We start from the raw sequence: 20,888 nt of genomic DNA on the forward strand, positions 1-20,888 counted from the left end.
TTTAATCTGCAATAGCTTCATTTAATCCTTTTAATACTAAGTAAGGATCTTTTATAATTTGAGGCGCAAAGATGCTGTTTTGTAATTGTTTATACAAAAAATTAGCATCTCCTCCCGTTATAATTACCTTCAGAGCACTTTCTTTTTTATTATTTAGGGCAATAAAGCCTTCAATTTCATTTATTATCCCTTGTAAAATGCCATTTTTAATGGCTGATGGGGTATCAATACCTTCCACAATATCTTCATTTGCATCCCACTCTACCAAAGGTAAACGGCCGGTAAATTCGTGTACTGCCCTAAACCGCATTTTAATCCCCGGACTTATACTACCGCCAAAATATTCTTTCGAGCTGGTTAAAACATCGTAAGTAATACAGGTACCCGCATCAACCACCAAACTCGCATTTGTTGGATGCAGGCCATTTGCGCCCAAAATAGCAGCCCACCTATCTAAACCCAAAGTAACAGGCGTTTTATATTTGTTTTGCACGCCATTTGTTAATAAAGTAGAAAAACGGATATACTCGGTATGTTTTTTTAAAAATACTTCTAACGGCCCTATTTCCTGATTAACACTACTGATGATAGATTTTGCTGGTGAAAACTTCTCGATCAATTGAGCCAGATCAAGTATTCCAATCTTATTGAAACGCTGATGGTGAACAATTTCTTTATTTGCAAAGACACCAATCTTAACCGCAGAATTTCCAATATCAATGCTTAAGCTGCGCATTTAATCTCCCGATGCAAATAAAATATTATTAGAAATTCCAATGACCGCATTTTTTATCCATCTAATTAAAACTCAAAAAGCTTTAATTCTAAAATCATCCACAAAGCTATTAATCTTTGTTAAGTTTCGCTCTAGTTATTTGTTAAAAAAGGTTAAACAAAGAGAAAATACTGTATAGAAAGCACAAATAAAACGAACAATGTTTCATAAAACCAGCGTTTTTTGGCATTGCTAAAATAGTAGGCCAACAGTACCGCCCCCGGGGGCACGCAAAGCAAAAAATGCCAGGTCCTGAAATCGGGTTTCAGGTAAAAACTAGCTGCAGAAATAATAAACATGAAAAACAACAGCTGAAAACTTTTCCTTGTACTGATAAAACTCCTGAAGAAATTTTCGCGGAGCTGTAGCGATGCCAGTATAATAATTACCGTTACCGGGATGAGCACCAGGTAATCATTATAGTTGATTTTAAATACTGAAGGAAACTTGTTACTCAATGGCCTCCAGATTTGATAAAATGAGCTTAAGTTATCATTCCAGTAATAAAATACTGCCAAAAAAAAGAAAACCGTAATAAAACCAATTAAGCCCGCTACCCACTCGCGCCAATTAAATGATCTGAAAAGCAACAGCGCTAAAAAGATCATAATCAACATGGCCATAAACGGAAAATAGATCAATGTCCCAACCCCGATAATCATCCCGATATCAAAAATGGTGGTAATAGAATTCGCACTTTTGCCCAATTTTAAAAACTTATCAATGATCCAGATCAGCAGAAAGTTACATAACAAGGCCGGACTTAAGATCATAAAAGGCATAAATAAACTTGTTCCCGTGATAAACATTAATCCTGGCAGGAAACTGGGTTTGGCTAATAAATTATGGTTATTTACCACCCGGTTGAATATTAAAGCCTGTATATAAACCAAAAGTGCCGCAATAAAAATGTTGGTATATGGGGTAAAAGCATGATCTAAATCAATGTTGATCAGCAATCGGGCAAAGGGTTCCAAGAAATCAAAGTTCAGCTGATCATGCGTTTCATGAAAAATGGCAATACGTAAAAAGAACGTGTACGCCAGTAAGAATACGAGGTTAATTGGATTTAGTTTTCTAAACTGATTAATCATGCCTTTTTAAAGAGTAGGCAAAGTAAAGAAAATATTTTAAGAGTAGCGGGAAGAAAGATGAAAGTGGAAAGACTAAAGCGGAAAGCTGAAAGACCAAAGCGCAAAGCGGAAAGCACTAAAGGCAGAATTTATAGTCAGATAATTATAGAAATGTCAGTCTGAGCGGAATCGAAGACCATTTGATAGGAAAAAAGAGAAAAGACTAAAGAAAGAAGTTTATTTTTTTTGAAAAGCAGGTTCCTGTGCCTTTCGGTTCTGATAGCCCTGCCATCCGCTTTACCTCACTGCGTTCGTTGCCCGCTCCTGTCAGGTTTAGATTACACAGGATTGTGCAGGAAATGTTTGAGCAAATACTCACTATATGTCTTACATGATTCAAAGATGTATCGATTAAGATTCTTCACTGCGTTCAGAATGACAACTAATTTAAACTCCAACGCCGAGATTCTTAGACTAAGCTACCATTCACAAACTCCACTAGAAAGGTCGTCTCGACTATAGCGCAGCGGAGTGGAGAGATCTATCAAGGCAGATTTTGCTTCGCTGAGCACTACGTGGTTCTCAACTGGGTTGCGCTCCGCTTGAAATGACGGTTTAATTTGGCTATTCGAGTAATCAACTCCAGACTAAAACCTATATGCTTCGACTACGCTCAGGACGATAAACGAAAAAGTCGACTCTGGACTACCGACTTATGACTAAAGACTCCAAACTAAACCCTCGCGTATTTTTTCACCATATCATCAATAATCTGAGCGGTTTCGTCCGGAAAATCAAACTCATGTTTTTGAGGATTTTCTACCCATTTTTTAACAATTGGCAACCAGTTGCGGGTACTTCCCCAAATTACCGGCAAGCCAAACTGTTTTAAAGCATAAGCATTACACTGCTGTTCGAACTGGAAACGCATGGGTGCAACCAGCAACTTTTTCTTTAGATAAAGTGCCTCTGCTGGCCCCTCAAAACCACCACCCGTAAATAAACCTTCGCAGGTAGCCAGGCTTTTATTAAATTTTTCGTTGTTAACCGGCTCTACAAAAACATTGCCTTCCTGATAGGCAACCCTGCTGTGTTTGGAAAAAACCTGCCAGTTAATATTGGGTAATTTTGTAAAGAGCTTTACCAAAAGTTTATCGTCAATAGCCGGGAGATAAACGGTATAATGTCCTAAATTTTCACTTTTCAGGTTTCTGATTTCTGCCCTGATTACCGGGGTATGAATAAAGCTATCATAACGGTCGAAATGGAAACCAATGTGGTATCTGGTAGGCGCATAGCGGCTCAAGATAAGTTTGCCCCAATCTAAAGTTCTGGGACGGGGTACTTTTTTTGATTTAAATGCTGCCTGATGACTTAATGATACACATTCTATACCCTGCAATTTGCAGGCCCATGCACTCACTGGTTCAAAATCGTTAACGATTAAATTATATTCTTTAAGCGGCAGTTGCTTCATATCTTTCCTAAAACGGAAAAGATTCATGTTCAGCCATGTTTTATAATGGTCTACCCCACCTTTTTTACCAAAGATAAAACTGAAACCATGTAATTGATATTTTACAGGCTGACTCAATTTTACATCGGCCTGTGTACCGCTCACTAAAATATCCAGTTCACCATATTTTTGAAGCAAAGGAATAATTTCCCTCGCTCTGCTGATATGACCGTTACCTGTTCCCTGTATTGCGTAAAGTATCTTCATTTATGCCCGAATATCTAAAATTATTGGGCAATTTCATATTTTATATTCTGTAAAAGAATATTGATGTCCAGTTTGCTTTTTAAATCTTCCGCATCAGAAAGCATTCCTTCATCCAACTGATCCTTTGTAAAATGCTGATGTTCATACTTAAACACGGTCCAGGTTTTATCCTGATATTCTAAGGCCGTTAAACTTTCCACCCAATCGCCGCTGTTCAAATAAGTTACTTTTCCATCTTCTGTGGTAATTTCGCGTTGCTCGGCCTGGTGAATATGACCACACACCACATATTCATAACCTTTCTCTATAGCCAACTCTGCTGCAGTTTGTTCAAAGCTGTTGATGAACTTAACGGCATCTTTAAACTTGGCTTTGATTTTTTTTGAAAAACTCATTTTTTCCCTTCCAAATGCGGTAAGCACCCAGTTTACGAAACTATTAATCAGGATTAGCGTATCATAACCAACCGCACCCAATTTAGCCAGCCACTTGGAATGCTGCATGGTTACATCAAAAACATCGCCATGAAAAAACCATGCTTTTTTTCCGTCCAGTTCTAAAATCAGCTTATTCTGCAAATGAAAACTTCCCATTTCCATGCCGTCAAATTTGCGGAGCATCTCATCATGGTTTCCTGTGAGATAATGAACCTGCACCCCTTCTGAAACGAATTTCATCAGTTTACGAATCACCTTCATATGCGCTTCAGGCCAGTAACTTTTGCTGAACTGCCAGATATCGATAATATCGCCATTTAAGATTAAAATTTTGGGTTTAATGCTTTTAAGATACTTTAAAAGTTCTTTAGCATGGCAGCCATAAGTACCCAGGTGTACATCAGAGATTACGACTACATCGAGATTTCTTTTATCCATAAAAAGGGAAGTTCAGGGGAAAGGATATTAATACCGCCCGGTTTAAGCAGTTTAGAGTTAAATTTAAACGTGTTACCAATCTTCTTCCTCATCGAGTTTTACCTCAAAAGGGCTAAAGAAATAAATTACAACAATTAATAAGCATACGGCAAAGAATGACTCTAACATATTACCTGATTTTCAATACAAAGATAAGACGCTGTATATCAAACAAATGTTACGACATTGTTAAATTATTATTCCTTTTGATAAAGTATGTTAAAAGACTTGCTGAAGGTTAATTGTAGAAAACTGAGCTTAGAAATAAATTCAATTGGATTAATTATTAAACGGGTAAAGATCCTTCGACTACGCTACCATTAACAGACACCCAAAAAAGTCGTCATTGCGAGGAGGGACGACGAAGCAATCTTTTCACGCTAATGATCCTTGCTATAAAGATTGCTTCGTCGGCTGAAAAAGCCTCCTTGCAATGACGGGGCCTTACAGCTTAAAATACGATAAAAGCCCTTATGTCATTTATATTGACTTTTATACAATGAATTATCCCTCAGCATAACACTGGCATGAGGTAGGCTTTGGTTTGATTTCGATTTATAGATCCTGAAACAAGTTCAGGAGGACGAATCGTAGGGAAGACAAGCTAAATGATATTTCCGTGCCTTCCGTGTTTCCGTGGCAAGAAATCACTACAAAAAATCTGGTAACAAAAAAGCCCGCAAGATTGAATCCTGCGGGCCGTAAATCTATTTAAATAATATTAAGCTTTAACCGCTTTCTTTTTCTTCTTTTCTTCTGAGTAAAAACCAAAACCTAATCCGGCCAGTAACAAGATCGATCCTGCCAAAGAGATTTTCTCTCCGGTGTAATATGATGTTGGATGGAAAATAAACTCAAGTTTATGGTTACCCGCCTCTAATTGTGCTGCACGTAAAACATAATCAGCCCTGAAGTATGGCTTCTCAACCCCATCAACATACATTTTCCAGCCCTTATCGTAATAGATTTCTGAAAAAACTGCAATTGCGTCCTTGGCAGTTGAGTATTCGTAAGTTAAGTGATCTGGATTATAGTTGGTTAATTTAATAAAACCTTCCTGACCGGTTCCTAAGCGCTTCGTATCAATCAGACTTTTGAAGCTTTCGTCAACAATAGCCTCTTTTTTAGCATCAAAACTGCTGATCGCCTTCATTTCTTCATCAGCATTTTTAGCAAACTGTACACTTTGTACAAACCAGGCATTACCCGCAGCTGTTGGGTTACGCTGCATTTTATACGATCCGTTTTGCTGATCTTGTGTAATGATGTACTTGGTATTTAACATATCAAGAACGTCCTGGTTTACGCTTTTAGTAAACTGGTGCTGAATGAGTTCATCAAAACGTTTCAGTTTAGCGGCATGATAGCCACCAACTGTTTTATGAAAGTTAGAGGTACTCGCATCGCTAAAAGTATTTATAGAAGCATCATATACCCTAAAATCAGGGTCTTTATCAGCCATAATAAAATTATCAACGTCTCTTGGCTTAAAGAAATCTGAAGCCGTTTTTTTGTACTCAAAGTTTTGGTTATTCAAGTACCTACGGTCTACTTGCCACATATCTACCAAAACAGCCATTACTAACAAACCTAAAGCCAGTTGTACATTTAATTTTTTGGTAATAAAGGCCCAAACTATTCCGAAACCGATAAGCACGAAAAAGAATGAACGCAAGGCATCCGCGCGACCTATTGCTATTCTATCTTCTACCAATCCATTTGCTATCTTTTGCGCAACGCCCGCATTATTTTGCAAAGTCTGCGTTAAAGCCTGTACAATCTGCATATGGTTTGATGCTTTAAAACTGAAAAAGAGTGTAGGCACGATGGCCACAATCAAAGCAAACCCACCAGTAATGGCAGCAGACCAGGTTAATTTTTTAATTAATATTTTTTGCTCAATATTTCCATCCTGAATTTCCTTGATTGCTAAAATGGCCAACATTGGAACCATTAGACCAACTACGGCTAAAATTGATTCAACCGCTCTAAACTTATTGTATAGTGGAAAATAATCGAAAAATAAATCGCTTACCAGCGGGAAGTGGCGGCCAAAAGAAAGCAATATAAATAAAACTGTTGTTGCCAATATCCACCATTTTAACCGGCTGCGAACAACGAATAATCCAAAAACAAATAAAAAGCAGATAATTGCACCGAAGTAATAACCTCCTTGTGTAAATGGTTTCTCGCCCCAATACTGTTGCATGTTTAATTGCCCGCCCAACTGCTGAATAGCTTGCGTTGTTTGCGTGGGATCACCACCCGTAATTTCGGCCACTGCCTTATACATATTACCTTCCGGGTTCACCAATTTATCAATGCCAGAGGCTCCTCCATATAAATCAGGAATTAAAAAAGTAAAGCTTTCGCCAACGCCCTGGCTCCACTGATAAGCATACTCTTTTGACATGCCTGAACCTTTTTCTGCAGCTGTTTCTGTAGCTGTTAAATTAGATTTTCCACGGTTTGTTTCTTTTGCATATTCTGCTGTAGACCATAACAAACTTGCATTGATCATGATCGCAATAGCTACAGAAAAAGCAAGAAAAGCGAATGATTTTAACAGGGTTGGTATGGTTTTATTCTTAAATGCCTGGTAAAACTCTACAATTACGAATATAAAAATAGCCAACATCAGATAATATGTCATCTGAACGTGGTTAGTTCTGATTTCCAGGGCTAAAAATAATGCGGTTAAACTTGCTCCATACCAATATCTGCCCCTTAGGGTTAACAATATGCTCGCTATTATTGGCGCAAAAAAACCAATGGCCAATGCCTTACTACTATGCCCGCTTGCAATTAAAACAAAATTGTACATCGTAAATGTAAAGGCAATTGCACCTGCCGCAGCCAACCAGGGATTAACTTTTAATACAATAAACAGGAAATAAGCACCTAACAGCAATAAAAGAACTGTACCTGTTGGATTAGGAAGGGCTTTTGTAATCAATGCAATGCCATAAGTAGCACCGTTATAGGCATAGGGGACCCAGATTTGATAAGCTGGCATACCACCAAACATCTGGTTGGTCCAAAGTGGCGCCTTACCATCTTTTTCTTTAAAGTCCATAATTTCCTTTTGCATCGCCTGTGATTGGATCACATCACTTTGCGCCGGAGCTTTACCTACCAAAACAGGACTGAAGTAGGCAAAAGTTATGACTACAAAAAACGCAATAATGGCCAAGTGAATGCCATTTTTATTAAACCAGTTATTCATTAAGGTTTGTTTAAGTTTAAACGAACGTCAAAAATAAAAAATTGGGCGGTATAAAAAAGCAATAAATGAAATGCGTGCTGAATAAAAAATTAAATTTGTGGCAGATCATAAAAATTCAACCTATTTATTATGAGAAAGTTTGTCGTTACACTTGCGCTTGTTATCCTATCTTTTTCTTCGTTTGCGCAGCTGGTAAGTTTAAATAATAATGAAATCGAAAAGCTGAAAACGCGGATCAAAAATGATGAGCAAACCAAAAAACTATATCAGGGCTTTCAAAAATCGGCGTTAAACTATCTAAATGAACAACCCAACCCAATTGATACCATCCGAACGGAAGGATTATTAAAGGGAAATCCTAAAAAAGAGAAAACCAGATTAGCCCTGGCAGATATGAACAAAATGTTTGTACTGGCTTTACAATACCGGATTACCGTTGATCAAAAATATTTAAACAAATGTGCAGAATTTCTTGGTGTATGGGCCAGAATCAATAAACCAAACGGAGATCCTATTGACGATACCAATCTGGATAAAGCCATTGAAGCTTACGATCTGATTAAAAACGATGTTCCGGGTACAGACAAAAAACGGATTGAACAATGGCTAACTGAAACGGCCTGGGCAGAAATTAACAGTAAGCGGATGAAAACAGGAAGAGCCACCGCCATTAACAACTGGAACGCGCACCGCGTAAAAGAAGTTGGTGAAATCGGTTACACGTTAAACAATCAGGATTTTATCACATGGGCCGTAGACCATTTAAAAAGCCACATCAATATTAATTTATATCCCGACGGCACCAGTCTGGATTTTAAAGAGCGTGATGCCATGCATTACCATGTTTATGACCTGGAACCTTTGCTCAAACTGGCCATTATGATTGATAGGGCAAACGGTCCCAATTTTTACAGGTATGAGTCGCCAAAAGGATCTTCAATCAAAAAATCTGTAGAATGGTTGATTCCATACATTAATGGCCAAAAACAACATGAAGAATATGTAAATACAACCGTTAAATTCGACCGCGACCGGGCCAAAAACAATGAGCCTGGGTTTGCTTCCGGGACAATGTTTAAACCAAGTTTGGCATTGCCCGTATTAAAGCTAGCGGTTTATTTCGATAGTACACAGGCTGGTCTGTTAAAAAAAGTAAATAACAACGATACCAATTGGCAGACGGTGCTGGATGAGATTCAACGAGAAGCAAACAACTTACAAAAGAAATAAACTTTCAATAATTTTTGAAAGTTTAATAATAATTTTTATTTTTGTGTATGGAATTAGCAGCGGGAAAATTAAAATTTATAGAAGCTTGGGGCAAATTAGGCTCCGAATGGGGAATTAACCGTACCATGGCTCAGGTACATGCATTATTGTTAATTTCTCCTGAAGCGCTTACCACCGAAGAAATTATGGAGCAGCTCAGTATCTCCAGGGGAAATGCAAACATGACACTCCGCGATTTAATTGGATGGGGCTTAATTGAAAAACAACATAAAGCGGGTGAGCGCAAAGAGTATTTTTTTGCCGATAAAGATGTTTGGAATATTGCGCGCCAGGTAGCTAAAGAACGCAAAAAAAGAGAGTTAGAACCTGTTTTAAAAGTTTTAAATGAGCTATCAACAGTAGTGGGCGATGAAAAAGATCCTGAGTATAAGACCTTTAAAAAATCAGTAAACGATATCAACAAACTTGCTGTAAATGTAGATAAAACTTTAGAAACAATGCTTAAGGCTGAAGAAAATTGGTTTTGGGGATCTATATTGAAAGTTTTTAAATAGATTGGAAAGGGGAGATGTAGAAATTAAGTAGCAAGATAAAAAGTAGCAAGTATCGAGATGAAAGTAGCAAGACAGATTTTACTTTATAAGTTAAACCCTTAGCATTAGCCTTACCCTATACCTTAAACCCTAAAACTCACCTAAAAGGCCTAACCCATTGTTCGGCTTTATTTTTCAACTCAAACTTTCATTATTTACTGAAAGTATTAAAATTTAAGTAAGATGAAAACACTTAAAAACCATGTGATTTTATTTGATAATGAGTGCCCAATGTGTTATGCCTATACCAAAGCCTTTGTAAAAACAGGTATGTTGGCTCATGATGGCCGTGAGGCTTACCAGGAAATGCCACCAAACATCTGTCCGCTGGTAGACCGGCAAAGGGCTGCCAATGAAATTGCACTCGTTAATACCGAAACCGGCGAAGTTACTTATGGCATCCAGAGTTTGTTCAAGATTATTGCACACGCTATGCCGTTTTTTAGGCCTTTATTCGTGTTTAGTCCTTTTGTTGATCTGATGCGTAAATTTTATGCATTTATTTCTTACAACCGTAAAGTAATTATCCCAGCTGCAGTTAAAGAGAATACCATACAGCCTACATTTAAGCTCCATTATCGCATCGCATACCTCGTTTTAACCTGGCTTATTACTGCTTATATATTAACAGATTATGCACATCTGCTTACTGGTTTTGTGCTACCGGGCAATAAATACCGCGAATACTTCATCTGTGGTGGACAGGTATTTTTCCAGGGTGTAATCATCAGCTTTTACCGTAAAGAAAAGCTTTGGGATTATTTAGGGAATATGATGACGATTTCTTTCGCGGGCTCATTGTTACTCTTGCCTGTTCTGGTATTGTCAAAATATCTGGATATCCAATCCGTATTTTTTGTTCTATACTTTTTAATGGTTGCTGGATTGATGTTTTTAGAACATCTCCGTAGAAGTTCCATATTAAAGATAGGATGGTTGATGAGTATGACGTGGGCACTTTACCGCTTAATTGTTTTGGGTTTAATCTTAATTTTATAACGATTATGGAATACGGAAAAATTGTGCTGGCCGGAGGAAATGGTTATCTGGGCGGCGTACTGGCAAATTACTTTAGCCACATGGCTGATGAAGTAATCATTCTGGCCAGAAAGGCAAAAGCCGAAACGGGCAATATTAAAACATGGTTATGGGATGGCAAAAATATGGATGAGTGGGCGTACAGCTTACAAGGGGCTGACCTCCTGGTCAACCTTTGCGGTAAAAATGTTAACTGCCGCTATACGGTGAAAAACAAAAAAGAAATTTTTGATTCAAGATTGATCCCCACCCGTTTACTGGGTGAGGCAATCGAGGAAATGGAAAATCCGCCAAAACTTTGGATCAATATTACTTCTGCCACCATTTACCGCCATGCCGAAGACCATCCACAAGATGAGTTTACAGGCGAAATTGGTAGAGGTTTCTCTATTGAAGTTTGCAAATCCTGGGAAAACTGCTTTTTTGAAACCAACACGCCCAATACCCGAAAAATAGCACTTAGAATGGGGATTGTTTTAGGTCTGAAAGATGGAGCATTTCCTCGTTTACTTAACCTGGTAAAACTGGGAATGGGCGGAAAACAAGGCAACGGGCAACAATATGTGAGCTGGATCCACGAAGAGGACGCCGCAAGAAGTATCGAATGGTTGCTAAATCATCCGGAAATTGAAGGAATTGTAAACTGCACGGCACCAGAGGCAATTAAAAACCATGTTTTTATGCGCAGCATCAGAAAGGCTTTTAGCCGCAATTTCGGTTTGCCAGCCCCAGCCTGGTTATTGGGCATTGGCGCAACAATTATTAGAACAGAAACTGAACTGATTTTAAAAAGCAGGTGGGTTAAACCAATGGTGCTGCTAAATAACGGATTTGATTTTCAGTATGGCCATATTGATGAGGCTATGGCAGCCTTAAGCCGGGCACGCTAAAAAGTTACTCTAATTAAAACGGAACTATATGCCTACCATTATCTTAAAAACATTAATTAATGCGCCGATTGGACATTGTTTTGACCTATCCAGAAATATTGATCTCCATTTACAATCCATGAAGTCTTCTAATGAAAAAGCGATAGCTGGAAAAATTAGTGGCCTGATTGGTCTGGGTGAATCTGTTACCTGGAGAGCAATACACTTTGGCATGTTGTTTAAAATGACCACTAGAATTAGCAAATTGGAATACCCAACCTTTTTTATAGACGAGATGATTACGGGACCTTTTAAAAAACTTCACCACCAGCACCGGTTTAAAATAACAGGGCTTCAAACAGAAATGACGGACATTTTTGAATTTCAGGCTCCATTTTGGATATTTGGCCAGCTGGCGGAAAAAATATTTCTTAAAAATTATATGCTGAAACTCATCGAGAAAAGGAATAAAGCGATCAAATGCCAGGCTGAATCGTAATGTAACCGATGAACGATCGCTCGAATTTTTAACAAAAAACCCCGAAACAAATCGGGGTTTAGTTTTTATTTTACTTCTTCGTAATCTACAAAGTCGCCGAGTTTATCTGTTTTACTTTGATCGGGTTTTGGAGGCATGTAATCTATAGAAATAGAACCTTCAGGTTTAGATCGCCGCTGTTGTTGCTGTCCGGTAGCCTGACTATGCATTTTGCTGGCCAGGTTATTAAACAGCATGGGTAAAATCAACCTGATCAACATTCTGATCAGCCAAAGTACCAATATTGTAATAAAAATGAATTTTACTAATGCCATGCTTTAAATTACTGTTGTTACAAATATAGACGTACTACCATTTATTTTGTTACTTTTTAAGCCTTTAATTGCAATCTGATTACAATATAATACGCATATAAGGCTATAAAGGTTTTATCGAGACCTGTAAAAACCGTTCTTTCCCCGAGGCATTAATTTTTTTAATTACTTCTACATTTTCTACAAGATCACCTGAGAGGTAAATATCATTATTGCTGGAGAGTTTTTTATCTTCAATAAAAATAGGCAGATTCCAGTATTTCTTTTTGATTTTATAAATTTTAAACAAATCCATGAAACACCATATTTTGATGTCATTTTTTAAGCCAACTTCGATCACCCCATTTTTTGCGCTTTCTCCATATATCTTTGCCCCCTCTTCAGCCGCTAAGATTTTAAACGAAGTGATACTTGAAGGGCTTAAAAACTCAATCACATAACCATTCTCAATTACAATTTTATTAATAACGTATAATGGTGCATTTGCAATTATCCCACCCTTTGGTGGTGAAATGTACCAAGGTATTCGCCCCGTTTTTCCTTTGCCATCAATAGGCTTTCCCTTAAATGATTCAGGTAATTGTGCCGATGCGCCAGCGGCAATTAAAAAAAATAAAGGAATAAGGTAGGTTTTTTTCATTAATCTTCAACTATTTCAGCTACACGGCCAACCTGACCATCTTCGAGCCTCACTTTTATTCCTCTGGAATGAAATGCGGATGAAGTAAGCAGATCTTTCACCACGCCATAAGTGATGTTTCCCGATCGCTGATCTTTCTTTAAAATAATACCGACTTCCAAACCCGGATAAATGTCTTTTCTGTTTTGCCCGTCCATTGTGCTGTAATAAAATGATGATGAAAATTTCAAAATTCCATAATTATTTTGAATGTTAAGGTAATTTACTAAAATCTATTTCCGGTTTCTTACCTTTTGAGGTTCTGGTGAAGATTTTTCTTGCTGTGGTATAATCCTTAAAAAAGCCACCGTTCTTTAAATAAAAGGCACCTTTATCAACTCCTCCCTGGTAATCCATCCGATAGCCTTTTGCACCAGTATTATCGGTAGTAAAGCGGGCTGATTTTAATTCGATCCATGTTCCCTTATCATCACAGATCCATTGGTTATCAAACAAAACTTTTCGCGATAAGTCTCCCTGTACAGGTGAGAAGTTTTCTAAAAAAGAATGGAAGCGCTTTAAATAGGTTTTTGTTTGTGGCCTGGTAAAACTTGCAATCAATTGCCATTTATCGGTTTCGGGAGTAAAGAAATAGGCAGTATACGTGGTTAGGCTATCTTTTCCGGGTACACCATGGAGTAAGAATTTATAGGTGTTTCCTGCTTTCCATATATAGTTCAGGTAACTCTGACCTCCGGCGCCTTCATTCCCAAATTCTCCGGTATGTACACCTTCGCCTTTCTTAAGCATTTTAATTTTGTGCGATTCGGGGATACTTTTCGGATCGTCGGTATTAAATGGGCTCCATACCGAAAACAGGATATGTCTTTCAGTCGGGCTGTTAACCTGCATGCCAAAATAACCTTCGCCAAAACCACAAGCCATAAAATATGAACCTAAAATATCTTCTCCTTTAGGCACGGTTACTTCGTTATAATACCATTCTGCATTTACATTTTCTGGTTGCTGATAGTTTAAGTGCACCGATGGTCCACGTCTGCCCCAATGAAAAAAGTTGCCTTCATTGTTTTTAACATAAACTGTTTTGCCGTCAATAGCTGTGCCGCCGATGTACAAGCTTTGTATCGAAGGAAAATTGCTGGCACTTTTGCTTATTCCTTTGATGGTTATGGACACATATCCGGTGTCTTTAATAATCCATTCGCCAATTTTACCATCAAAGGGTTTATTTTCATCAAAACCGACCTTTTTGGGTTGATTGTTTATGGAAAATTCTAAGGTGGATTGTCCTTCCCACGTAGGTTTCTCTGATAAGGAAATTATAACTGTTCCAGGTTTAGATACCCTAAAATAAGCTATAAAATATTCTTTTGGGTTAGACCAGTTTACAATTCCCTTGTTCGATAATGTTCTTTCTGAATCCTGATGTAAAGAACTGTAGGCATTACCACCAAGAGGAAGAGAAATTGCTGCAGCATTTTGGGCATGACTTTTTAGCCCCATGAAACCGAGTAAGATCAGCGTTACTAGTTTAAAAGATTTCATTAAATGATTTTTAGATAACTTGTTGAACTGCAATTCTAATTTAAATTATCTAAAAATCAATCCTTAAAACCAAATCGTTACTTGCCGAATTTTTCGTTAAACATTTTCTCTAGTGCAAACATTTCATCACGCAGCTTTGCAGCCTGTAAAAAGTCCATATCTTTTGCTGCTTTTTGCATGTCCTTACGGGTGGTATCAATTGCCCTTTGCAATTCGGCCTTACCCATATACTGTACAATCGGATCTGCTGCAATGCTAATTTCGGCATTTTCAACGTAAGCCCTGGCTTTATTATCGCTTGCTTTTTGCGAGAAATCGAGCACAGAGGTCTGTTCTAAAATGGCCTCTCTTGATTTTCCAACAGTTTTTGGTGTAATGCCATTTTCAAGATTGTAGGCGATTTGAATATCCCTACGTCTGTTCGTTTCTGAGATGGTTTTTTCCATACTTTCCGTAATGCCATCTGCATACATGATTACTCTACCCCTATCATTACGGGCAGCACGGCCTATGGTTTGGATAAGCGATTTTTCAGACCGTAAAAAACCCTCTTTATCCGCATCCAAAATCGCTACCAAGGTAACTTCTGGTAAATCCAACCCCTCGCGTAAAAGGTTAATACCGACTAAAACATCAAATTCTCCCAAACGTAAACCCCGCAGAATTTCTACCCGTTCCAAGGTTTTAATTTCGGAATGGATATACCTGGTTTTGATGTTTAAGCGATCAAGATACTTGGTTAACTCTTCAGCCATACGTTTGGTTAAAGTAGTTACTAAAATACGTCCGCCATCTTTTATCGTTAGGTCTATTTCATCTAAAAGATCATCAACCTGGTTAATGGCAGGCCTGATCTCTATAACAGGGTCCAATAATCCGGTAGGCCTGATTACCTGCTCTACCACTACACCTTCTGATTTCTCCAGTTCGTATTCTGCCGGAGTAGCACTCACATAAATGGTTTGCGGCGCAAGGGCTTCAAATTCGTTGAAATTTAACGGCCGGTTATCCAATGCTGCCGGTAAACGGAATCCATATTCTACCAAAGATAATTTCCTCGACCGGTCTCCGCCATACATGGCCCTGATCTGCGGAACGGTAACATGACTTTCATCAATGACCATTAAATAATCATCCGGAAAATAATCCAGCAGACAGAAAGGCCGCATACCCGGCTGTCTCCCATCAAAGAAGCGGGAGTAATTTTCTATACCAGAACAATAACCCAGTTCTTTCATCATTTCAAGATCGAAATTGGTTCGCTCTTCCAGCCTTTTGGCCTCCAATAAATGCCTGTCGGCAATCAATTGGTTTTTACGGATTTCCAATTCTTCCTGGATGCTCCAGATGGACTGATTGAAACGGTCTTTTGGCGTCACAAAAAGGTTGGCGGGATAAATAGCCATGTCTTCCAGTTTTTCGAGGGTTTTGCCTGAAACAGGATCAATCGCAGAAAGTTCTTCAATATCATCGCCGAAAAAAGAAATTCGGTACGCGTGGTCCAGATAAGCTGGGTAAACATCAACGGTATCGCCTTTCACCCTAAAAGTTCCCCTCTTAAATTCGGTTGTGGTACGCGAGTATAAAATCTCAACCAAACTATGCAAAAATGCATTTCTCGAAATCCGCAGCCCTACACCAAAGCGAAAAACCATTCTCGAAAAATCTTCCGGATTACCCATACCATAAATACATGATATCGATGATACCACGATAATGTCTCTCCTGCCGCTCATTAATGATGAGGTGGTACGTAAACGCAACTTCTCGATCTCCTCGTTAATGCTCAGGTCTTTTTCGATATAGGTATTGCTGGAAGCGATAAAGGCTTCTGGCTGATAATAATCATAGTAAGAAACAAAGTAATTTACCGAATTTTCGGGAAAGAAATTTTTAAACTCACCGTAAAGCTGTGCGGCCAGGGTTTTATTGTGACTTAAAATCAGGGTGGGCTTTTGGGTCTGCTCAATTACATTGGCCACAGTAAATGTTTTTCCTGACCCGGTTACCCCCAATAAGGTTTGATAATGTTCGTTAGCGTTTACACCATCTACCAACTGTTTTATAGCATTGGGCTGATCTCCGGTAGGTTTATATTCTGAAGTGATTTTAAATTTCATGAGTATATCAAATATAAGACTTAACAACTAAAGAGTAAACAGGCGAAAGTCAGGAAAGTTGGAAATTGACCGGCAACAACAAGCATTAAAATCATGAAGTTAATTTTTCACAAAGATTAAAATTGAGCTCAAAACGGTTTAAACGAATATCAACCTGTAGATTTCTCTACTATGATCTAAAGTTTCTCTACTATGATCTAAAGGGCGACTTTTTGGACAACTATACAAAAATCAAGAATAAATCTATTTCCGGCTTGCCGCCCAAGCGCCCATGTTATTTTAAATGCTGATAACGGAAACGCCCGGTCTTTTAAATCTTAAACGCAAAAAAGCCATCACTTAGGATGGCTTTAAATTTTATAATGAGATCCTTCGACAAGCTCAGGATGACAAAGTATTAGGCTAATAACCTGATCGGCTCTTCTAATAAACCTTTTAATGTTTGTAAGAACTGTGCTCCTGTTGCACCATCAACCACACGGTGATCGCAACCTAAAGTGAGTTTCATTACATTACCAGGAACAACAGCACCATTTTTAACGACAGGCACTTGTTGAATAGCGCCTACTGATAAAATTGCACCATCAGGAGAGTTGATAATGGAAGTAAACTCATCAATACCAAACATACCTAAGTTAGATACGGTGAAAGTAGAACCTTCCCAATCCGCTGGTTGTAATTTCTTGGCTTTTGCTTTCGCACCAAAATCTTTTACTTCAGCAGAAATGTGTGATAAAGATTTTCCATCAGCGAAACGCACAACCGGCACCAATAAACCATCTTCAACGGCCATGGCTACACCAATGTTGGTATGTTCGTTAAATCTGATTTTATCGCCACCCCATGATGAGTTAACAGCCGGGTGTTTTTTCAATGCAACGGCAACCGCTTTAATTACGATATCATTGAAAGAAACCTTAACAGGAGCAACCGCATTAATAGCTGTACGTGCAGTCATTGCGTTGTCCATATCAATGCTGATGGTTAAATAGAAGTGTGGTGCTGTAAATAAACTTTCTCCTAAACGTTTTGCAATTACTTTACGCATTTGCGAAACTGGCTGTTCAGTAAATTTAACTTCACCTACAAATTGTGGAATAACCGGTGCTGGTGCAGCAGCTTTCTCAGCAGCCGGAGCTGATGCAGATTCTGCTTTTGCCGGCGCTGTACCTGGCTTAAAGTTTTCGATATCTTTTTTAATGATACGGCCACCTTCTGCACTGCCCGCAACCTGTGCTAAATCGATCCCTTTATCTTTAGCGATTTTCTTAGCTAAAGGAGATGCTTTAACACGGCTATCTGAAGAACTTTCTGCAACAGGAGCAGGTGAACCTGAGTCAGCAGTTGCAGCTTGTTTTTCTTCTTTTGGTGCTTCAGCAGTTTCAGCTTTAGGAGCCGGAGCTGAGCCGCCTGCTAAAATCCCACTTACATCTGTTCCTTCAGGACCCACAATGGCGATAATTCCGTTTACTTTAGCTGCCTGGCCTTTTTCTACTCCAATGTGTAATAAAGTTCCGGTTGCATAACCCATCACTTCCATAGTTGCCTTATCGGTTTCTACGTCAGCAAGAACATCATCATCTTTTACTTTATCACCAACTTTTTTATGCCATTCGGCAATTACGCCTTCTGTCATGGTATCGCTTAACAAAGGCATGCGGATAACCGTAACACCTTTTGCCGCTAATTCTTCTTCGCTTAAACCACCGCCTTGTGCAGGGGCTGTTTCTTCTTTTTTATCTTCAGTTTTTGGCGCTTCTGTGCTTTCAGCTTTTGGGTTTTCACCTTTAGCTTCCGCACCACCTTTTTCAGCATCTAAAGCTGCCTGAAAGTCTTCACCTTCCTTACCGATAACGGCCATAATCGCATCAACTGGAACAGCTTCACCTTCCTTTACACCAACGTATAAAAGAGTACCATCCCAATAAGATTCCATATCCATTGTTGCTTTGTCAGTTTCTACTTCTGCCAAAACATCGCCGCTTTTCACTTTATCGCCCACTTTTTTGTGCCACTTCGCCAAAACCCCTTCGGTCATGGTGTCGCTCATTTTGGGCATTTTAATTACATCAGCCATTATATCTAATTAATTGAATCTTATTAATATTAGTCCATTACGTAAGGATAATCCTGTTGCATATATACATCTTTGTATAGTTCGGATGCATCTGGCCAAGGAGATTCTTCAGCAAATTTTACTGCCTGATCTACAATTCCTTTTACTTTAGCTTCTATTTCTTCAATCCAGGCTTGATCTGCATACTTCTCTTTAAGGATCGTTTCTCTTGCATGCTCAACCGGATCTTTTGCCTTATAATCTTCTAATTCTTCTTTGGTACGGTATTTTGCCGGATCTGACATGGAGTGACCACGATAGCGGTAAGTTCTCATTTCTAAGAAAGTTGGTCCTTCACCTTTACGTGCACGTTGAATGGCTTCGTCCATCGCATTGTGTACAGCAACCGGATCCATACCGTCAACTGGTGCACATGGCATATCGAAACCTAAACCAATTTTATAAATATCAGTCATGTTTGTAGTACGTTGTACTGAAGTACCCATTGCATAACCATTGTTTTCGCAAACAAAAATAACAGGCAATTTCCAAAGCATAGCCATGTTAAACGTTTCGTTTAATGCGCCCTGGCGCACAGCACCATCACCCATATAACAAATGTTTACGTTATCAGTTCCTTTATATTTTTCTGCAAAAGCAACGCCAGCACCCAACGGAATCTGACCGCCAACAATTGCATGGCCACCGTAAAAGTTATGTTCTTTACTGAACATGTGCATTGAACCACCTTTACCTTTAGAGCAACCTGTAGCTTTACCATACATTTCTGCCATAATACTATCAGCACTAACTCCTAAAGCTAAGGCGTGAGCATGATCACGGTATGTTGTAATCATTGAATCACCTTTTTGCATTGCAGATATTGCGCCTGCAACTACAGCTTCTTGCCCGATGTATAAATGACAAAAGCCACGTATTTTTTGTTGTCCGTATAACTGGCCAGTTTTTTCTTCGAATTTGCGCATCAGCAACATCGACTCGAACCACTTTAACCAGGTATCTTTATTTATTTCTACTGCACTCATTTTAGGGTATTTGTTTTTTTGCGACAGCAAATCTAATTTTTTTATTGTAATTTTTGGCACTTTTTAGTGTAAAAACATCATAGTATTAGGGTTATAATCAGATTTAACAGTTGTTTTACAATTAAATATAATACTGCCATATCAATATTGATTTAACATCGATTTTTTATAATTAAATCAACGCCCTTTATCATAATATGGAATCAATTTATTCTGAAATATAATTCTGCATATCTACTCATATCCATAATTTAAAAATAATGGATTTTCAGGATAACAGTAAAAATTAAAAAGAAATATTTTAGTAAAATCATGCTTTTTTATGCGGAAATTTTAATCAAAAACGGTGGATAAAAAACAAAAATGTTAATAACTTTCATTTTTTCTAAGATTACATTTGGATAACATTTGTATAATTAATACTTTTGACAACCAACAATAAGCCCATGTGGTGTACGTTAATGTGTAAGTGAATACCCAAACATAACTGTATAACATGATTAAAAAATTTTTGTTTTCTACTCTATTTGCTATCTGCACGCTCTCAGCCGCATTTGCGCAGACAAAAACAAAAGAATCTGGTAAAGAATTAAATGATCCCGACAACCTTGCATCGCAGTATTTTTCGCAGGTAATGGGTGTAGCGGTAGATGCAACTTCAAATTTAAAACTGTATAAGTTTATTTACGAATGGATCGGAACGCCATATAGTTATGGTGGAAACACCAAAAGAGGGATCGATTGTTCGGCTTTCACCAAAGCCATTTACGATAAAGTTTTCAACACCACCATCAGAAGAAATTCGCGCGATATTTTCAGCATGGTAGATCCATTATCAAAAGAAGATTTAAAAGAAGGCGATCTGGTTTTCTTCAAAATTAAAAGCAGAAGCATTTCGCATGTAGGTATTTACCTGGGCGACAACAGATTTGCACATGCATCAAGTTCCCGTGGTGTAGTCATCAGCAACCTTAACGAACCTTATTACAGCCGTTACTTTTATAAAGGTGGCCGCGTTTTAGAATCGTTTAAGAAAGAATTTACAGTAGAATAGTTCAATTAACGGTTGACGATTTTCAGTTAACCGTTAATAAAAATATATTGAATCCTCCTAAAGAAATTTCGGAGGATTTTTTTTTAACAAAACTCTAGGCCGTCATTTCGAGCGGAGTGAAACGTAGTCGAGAAATCTAATGCAAATTTCTTCATTTCGCTGCGCTACAGTCG

At 38.3% G+C, this 20,888-nt stretch carries 18 protein-coding genes; 6 read left to right on the top strand and 12 right to left on the bottom strand.

Annotation, left to right across the window (positions count from 1 at the left end; genetic code table 11):
* Position 1 precedes the first annotated feature (1 nt).
* The 5 genes from ABEG20_RS16900 to ABEG20_RS16920 all read right to left on the bottom strand — a co-directional run bounded on the left by ABEG20_RS16900 (position 2) and on the right by ABEG20_RS16920 (position 7,711).
* On the bottom strand, positions 2–736 hold the full coding sequence (locus ABEG20_RS16900) for a type III pantothenate kinase (protein ID WP_406824430.1): 735 nt from the start codon (positions 734–736) through the stop codon (positions 2–4).
* Between the two features lie 152 nt (positions 737–888).
* Positions 889–1,869, bottom strand: coding sequence for a DUF6427 family protein (locus ABEG20_RS16905; RefSeq protein WP_406824431.1), 981 nt, complete (start codon positions 1,867–1,869; stop codon positions 889–891).
* Positions 1,870–2,581: 712 nt separating this feature from the next.
* Complete coding sequence (locus tag ABEG20_RS16910; RefSeq protein ID WP_406824432.1) at positions 2,582–3,571, bottom strand: glycosyltransferase family protein; 990 nt, start codon at positions 3,569–3,571, stop codon at positions 2,582–2,584.
* 20 nt (positions 3,572–3,591) lie between these two features.
* Positions 3,592–4,446, bottom strand: coding sequence for a UDP-2,3-diacylglucosamine diphosphatase (locus tag ABEG20_RS16915; protein ID WP_406824433.1), 855 nt, complete (start codon positions 4,444–4,446; stop codon positions 3,592–3,594).
* Positions 4,447–5,206: 760 nt separating this feature from the next.
* Entirely contained in the window at positions 5,207–7,711 is a 2,505-nt protein-coding gene (locus ABEG20_RS16920) for a YfhO family protein (protein ID WP_406824434.1), read from the bottom strand.
* A 129-nt stretch (positions 7,712–7,840) separates the two neighbouring features.
* Between ABEG20_RS16920 and ABEG20_RS16925 the strand changes: the two genes are divergently transcribed.
* The 5 genes from ABEG20_RS16925 to ABEG20_RS16945 all read left to right on the top strand — a co-directional run bounded on the left by ABEG20_RS16925 (position 7,841) and on the right by ABEG20_RS16945 (position 11,940).
* On the top strand, positions 7,841–8,941 hold the full coding sequence (locus tag ABEG20_RS16925) for an alginate lyase family protein (RefSeq protein ID WP_406824435.1): 1,101 nt from the start codon (positions 7,841–7,843) through the stop codon (positions 8,939–8,941).
* Positions 8,942–8,988: 47 nt separating this feature from the next.
* Complete coding sequence (locus ABEG20_RS16930; protein ID WP_406824436.1) at positions 8,989–9,495, top strand: GbsR/MarR family transcriptional regulator; 507 nt, start codon at positions 8,989–8,991, stop codon at positions 9,493–9,495.
* A 222-nt stretch (positions 9,496–9,717) separates the two neighbouring features.
* Complete coding sequence (locus ABEG20_RS16935; RefSeq protein WP_406824437.1) at positions 9,718–10,533, top strand: DUF393 domain-containing protein; 816 nt, start codon at positions 9,718–9,720, stop codon at positions 10,531–10,533.
* 5 nt (positions 10,534–10,538) lie between these two features.
* A complete protein-coding gene (locus ABEG20_RS16940; RefSeq protein WP_406824438.1) occupies positions 10,539–11,462 on the top strand; it encodes a TIGR01777 family oxidoreductase in 924 nt (307 codons plus the stop codon).
* A 28-nt stretch (positions 11,463–11,490) separates the two neighbouring features.
* Positions 11,491–11,940, top strand: coding sequence for a cell division protein (locus tag ABEG20_RS16945; RefSeq protein ID WP_406824439.1), 450 nt, complete (start codon positions 11,491–11,493; stop codon positions 11,938–11,940).
* Positions 11,941–12,005: 65 nt separating this feature from the next.
* Here the strand turns inward: ABEG20_RS16945 and ABEG20_RS16950 are convergent, their stop codons facing one another.
* The 7 genes from ABEG20_RS16950 to pdhA all read right to left on the bottom strand — a co-directional run bounded on the left by ABEG20_RS16950 (position 12,006) and on the right by pdhA (position 19,661).
* Positions 12,006–12,254 (bottom strand): DUF4834 family protein, encoded by a 249-nt coding sequence (locus tag ABEG20_RS16950; RefSeq protein WP_406824440.1) that lies wholly within the window; start codon positions 12,252–12,254, stop codon positions 12,006–12,008.
* A 103-nt stretch (positions 12,255–12,357) separates the two neighbouring features.
* Positions 12,358–12,894 carry a hypothetical protein gene (locus ABEG20_RS16955; protein WP_406824441.1) on the bottom strand — a complete coding sequence of 179 codons (537 nt, stop codon included), beginning with the start codon at positions 12,892–12,894 and terminating at the stop codon, positions 12,358–12,360.
* Positions 12,894–13,091, bottom strand: a complete 198-nt coding sequence (locus tag ABEG20_RS16960; protein ID WP_090497912.1) for a YwbE family protein — start codon at positions 13,089–13,091, stop codon at positions 12,894–12,896. The genes ABEG20_RS16955 and ABEG20_RS16960 overlap by 1 nt, the downstream gene beginning before the upstream one ends.
* Positions 13,092–13,146: 55 nt before the next feature.
* Positions 13,147–14,439: a DUF3472 domain-containing protein gene (locus ABEG20_RS16965; RefSeq protein ID WP_406824442.1), complete on the bottom strand. Its 1,293-nt coding sequence runs from the start codon at positions 14,437–14,439 to the stop codon at positions 13,147–13,149.
* A 77-nt stretch (positions 14,440–14,516) separates the two neighbouring features.
* Positions 14,517–16,559: an excinuclease ABC subunit UvrB gene (gene uvrB / locus ABEG20_RS16970; protein ID WP_406824443.1), complete on the bottom strand. Its 2,043-nt coding sequence runs from the start codon at positions 16,557–16,559 to the stop codon at positions 14,517–14,519.
* A 397-nt stretch (positions 16,560–16,956) separates the two neighbouring features.
* Positions 16,957–18,636 (bottom strand): 2-oxo acid dehydrogenase subunit E2, encoded by a 1,680-nt coding sequence (locus tag ABEG20_RS16975; RefSeq protein ID WP_406824444.1) that lies wholly within the window; start codon positions 18,634–18,636, stop codon positions 16,957–16,959.
* 29 nt (positions 18,637–18,665) lie between these two features.
* Complete coding sequence (pdhA, locus tag ABEG20_RS16980; RefSeq protein ID WP_265851127.1) at positions 18,666–19,661, bottom strand: pyruvate dehydrogenase (acetyl-transferring) E1 component subunit alpha; 996 nt, start codon at positions 19,659–19,661, stop codon at positions 18,666–18,668.
* 496 nt (positions 19,662–20,157) lie between these two features.
* Between pdhA and ABEG20_RS16985 the strand changes: the two genes are divergently transcribed.
* A complete protein-coding gene (locus tag ABEG20_RS16985; RefSeq protein WP_406824445.1) occupies positions 20,158–20,715 on the top strand; it encodes a C40 family peptidase in 558 nt (185 codons plus the stop codon).
* The last annotated feature ends 173 nt before the right edge of the window (positions 20,716–20,888 follow it).

It is taken from the genome of Pedobacter sp. KACC 23697 (genome assembly GCF_045348445.1).
GTDB lineage: Bacteria > Bacteroidota > Bacteroidia > Sphingobacteriales > Sphingobacteriaceae > Pedobacter.

Coding starts and splice junctions, on each gene's coding strand:
- ABEG20_RS16900 (WP_406824430.1), bottom strand. CDS start 736: ATGCGCAGCTTAAGCATTGATATTGGAAATTCTGCGGTTAAGATTGGT.
- ABEG20_RS16905 (WP_406824431.1), bottom strand. CDS start 1,869: ATGATTAATCAGTTTAGAAAACTAAATCCAATTAACCTCGTATTCTTA.
- ABEG20_RS16910 (WP_406824432.1), bottom strand. CDS start 3,571: ATGAAGATACTTTACGCAATACAGGGAACAGGTAACGGTCATATCAGC.
- ABEG20_RS16915 (WP_406824433.1), bottom strand. CDS start 4,446: ATGGATAAAAGAAATCTCGATGTAGTCGTAATCTCTGATGTACACCTG.
- ABEG20_RS16920 (WP_406824434.1), bottom strand. CDS start 7,711: ATGAATAACTGGTTTAATAAAAATGGCATTCACTTGGCCATTATTGCG.
- ABEG20_RS16925 (WP_406824435.1), top strand. CDS start 7,841: ATGAGAAAGTTTGTCGTTACACTTGCGCTTGTTATCCTATCTTTTTCT.
- ABEG20_RS16930 (WP_406824436.1), top strand. CDS start 8,989: ATGGAATTAGCAGCGGGAAAATTAAAATTTATAGAAGCTTGGGGCAAA.
- ABEG20_RS16935 (WP_406824437.1), top strand. CDS start 9,718: ATGAAAACACTTAAAAACCATGTGATTTTATTTGATAATGAGTGCCCA.
- ABEG20_RS16940 (WP_406824438.1), top strand. CDS start 10,539: ATGGAATACGGAAAAATTGTGCTGGCCGGAGGAAATGGTTATCTGGGC.
- ABEG20_RS16945 (WP_406824439.1), top strand. CDS start 11,491: ATGCCTACCATTATCTTAAAAACATTAATTAATGCGCCGATTGGACAT.
- ABEG20_RS16950 (WP_406824440.1), bottom strand. CDS start 12,254: ATGGCATTAGTAAAATTCATTTTTATTACAATATTGGTACTTTGGCTG.
- ABEG20_RS16955 (WP_406824441.1), bottom strand. CDS start 12,894: ATGAAAAAAACCTACCTTATTCCTTTATTTTTTTTAATTGCCGCTGGC.
- ABEG20_RS16960 (WP_090497912.1), bottom strand. CDS start 13,091: ATGGACGGGCAAAACAGAAAAGACATTTATCCGGGTTTGGAAGTCGGT.
- ABEG20_RS16965 (WP_406824442.1), bottom strand. CDS start 14,439: ATGAAATCTTTTAAACTAGTAACGCTGATCTTACTCGGTTTCATGGGG.
- uvrB (WP_406824443.1), bottom strand. CDS start 16,559: ATGAAATTTAAAATCACTTCAGAATATAAACCTACCGGAGATCAGCCC.
- ABEG20_RS16975 (WP_406824444.1), bottom strand. CDS start 18,636: ATGGCTGATGTAATTAAAATGCCCAAAATGAGCGACACCATGACCGAA.
- pdhA (WP_265851127.1), bottom strand. CDS start 19,661: ATGAGTGCAGTAGAAATAAATAAAGATACCTGGTTAAAGTGGTTCGAG.
- ABEG20_RS16985 (WP_406824445.1), top strand. CDS start 20,158: ATGATTAAAAAATTTTTGTTTTCTACTCTATTTGCTATCTGCACGCTC.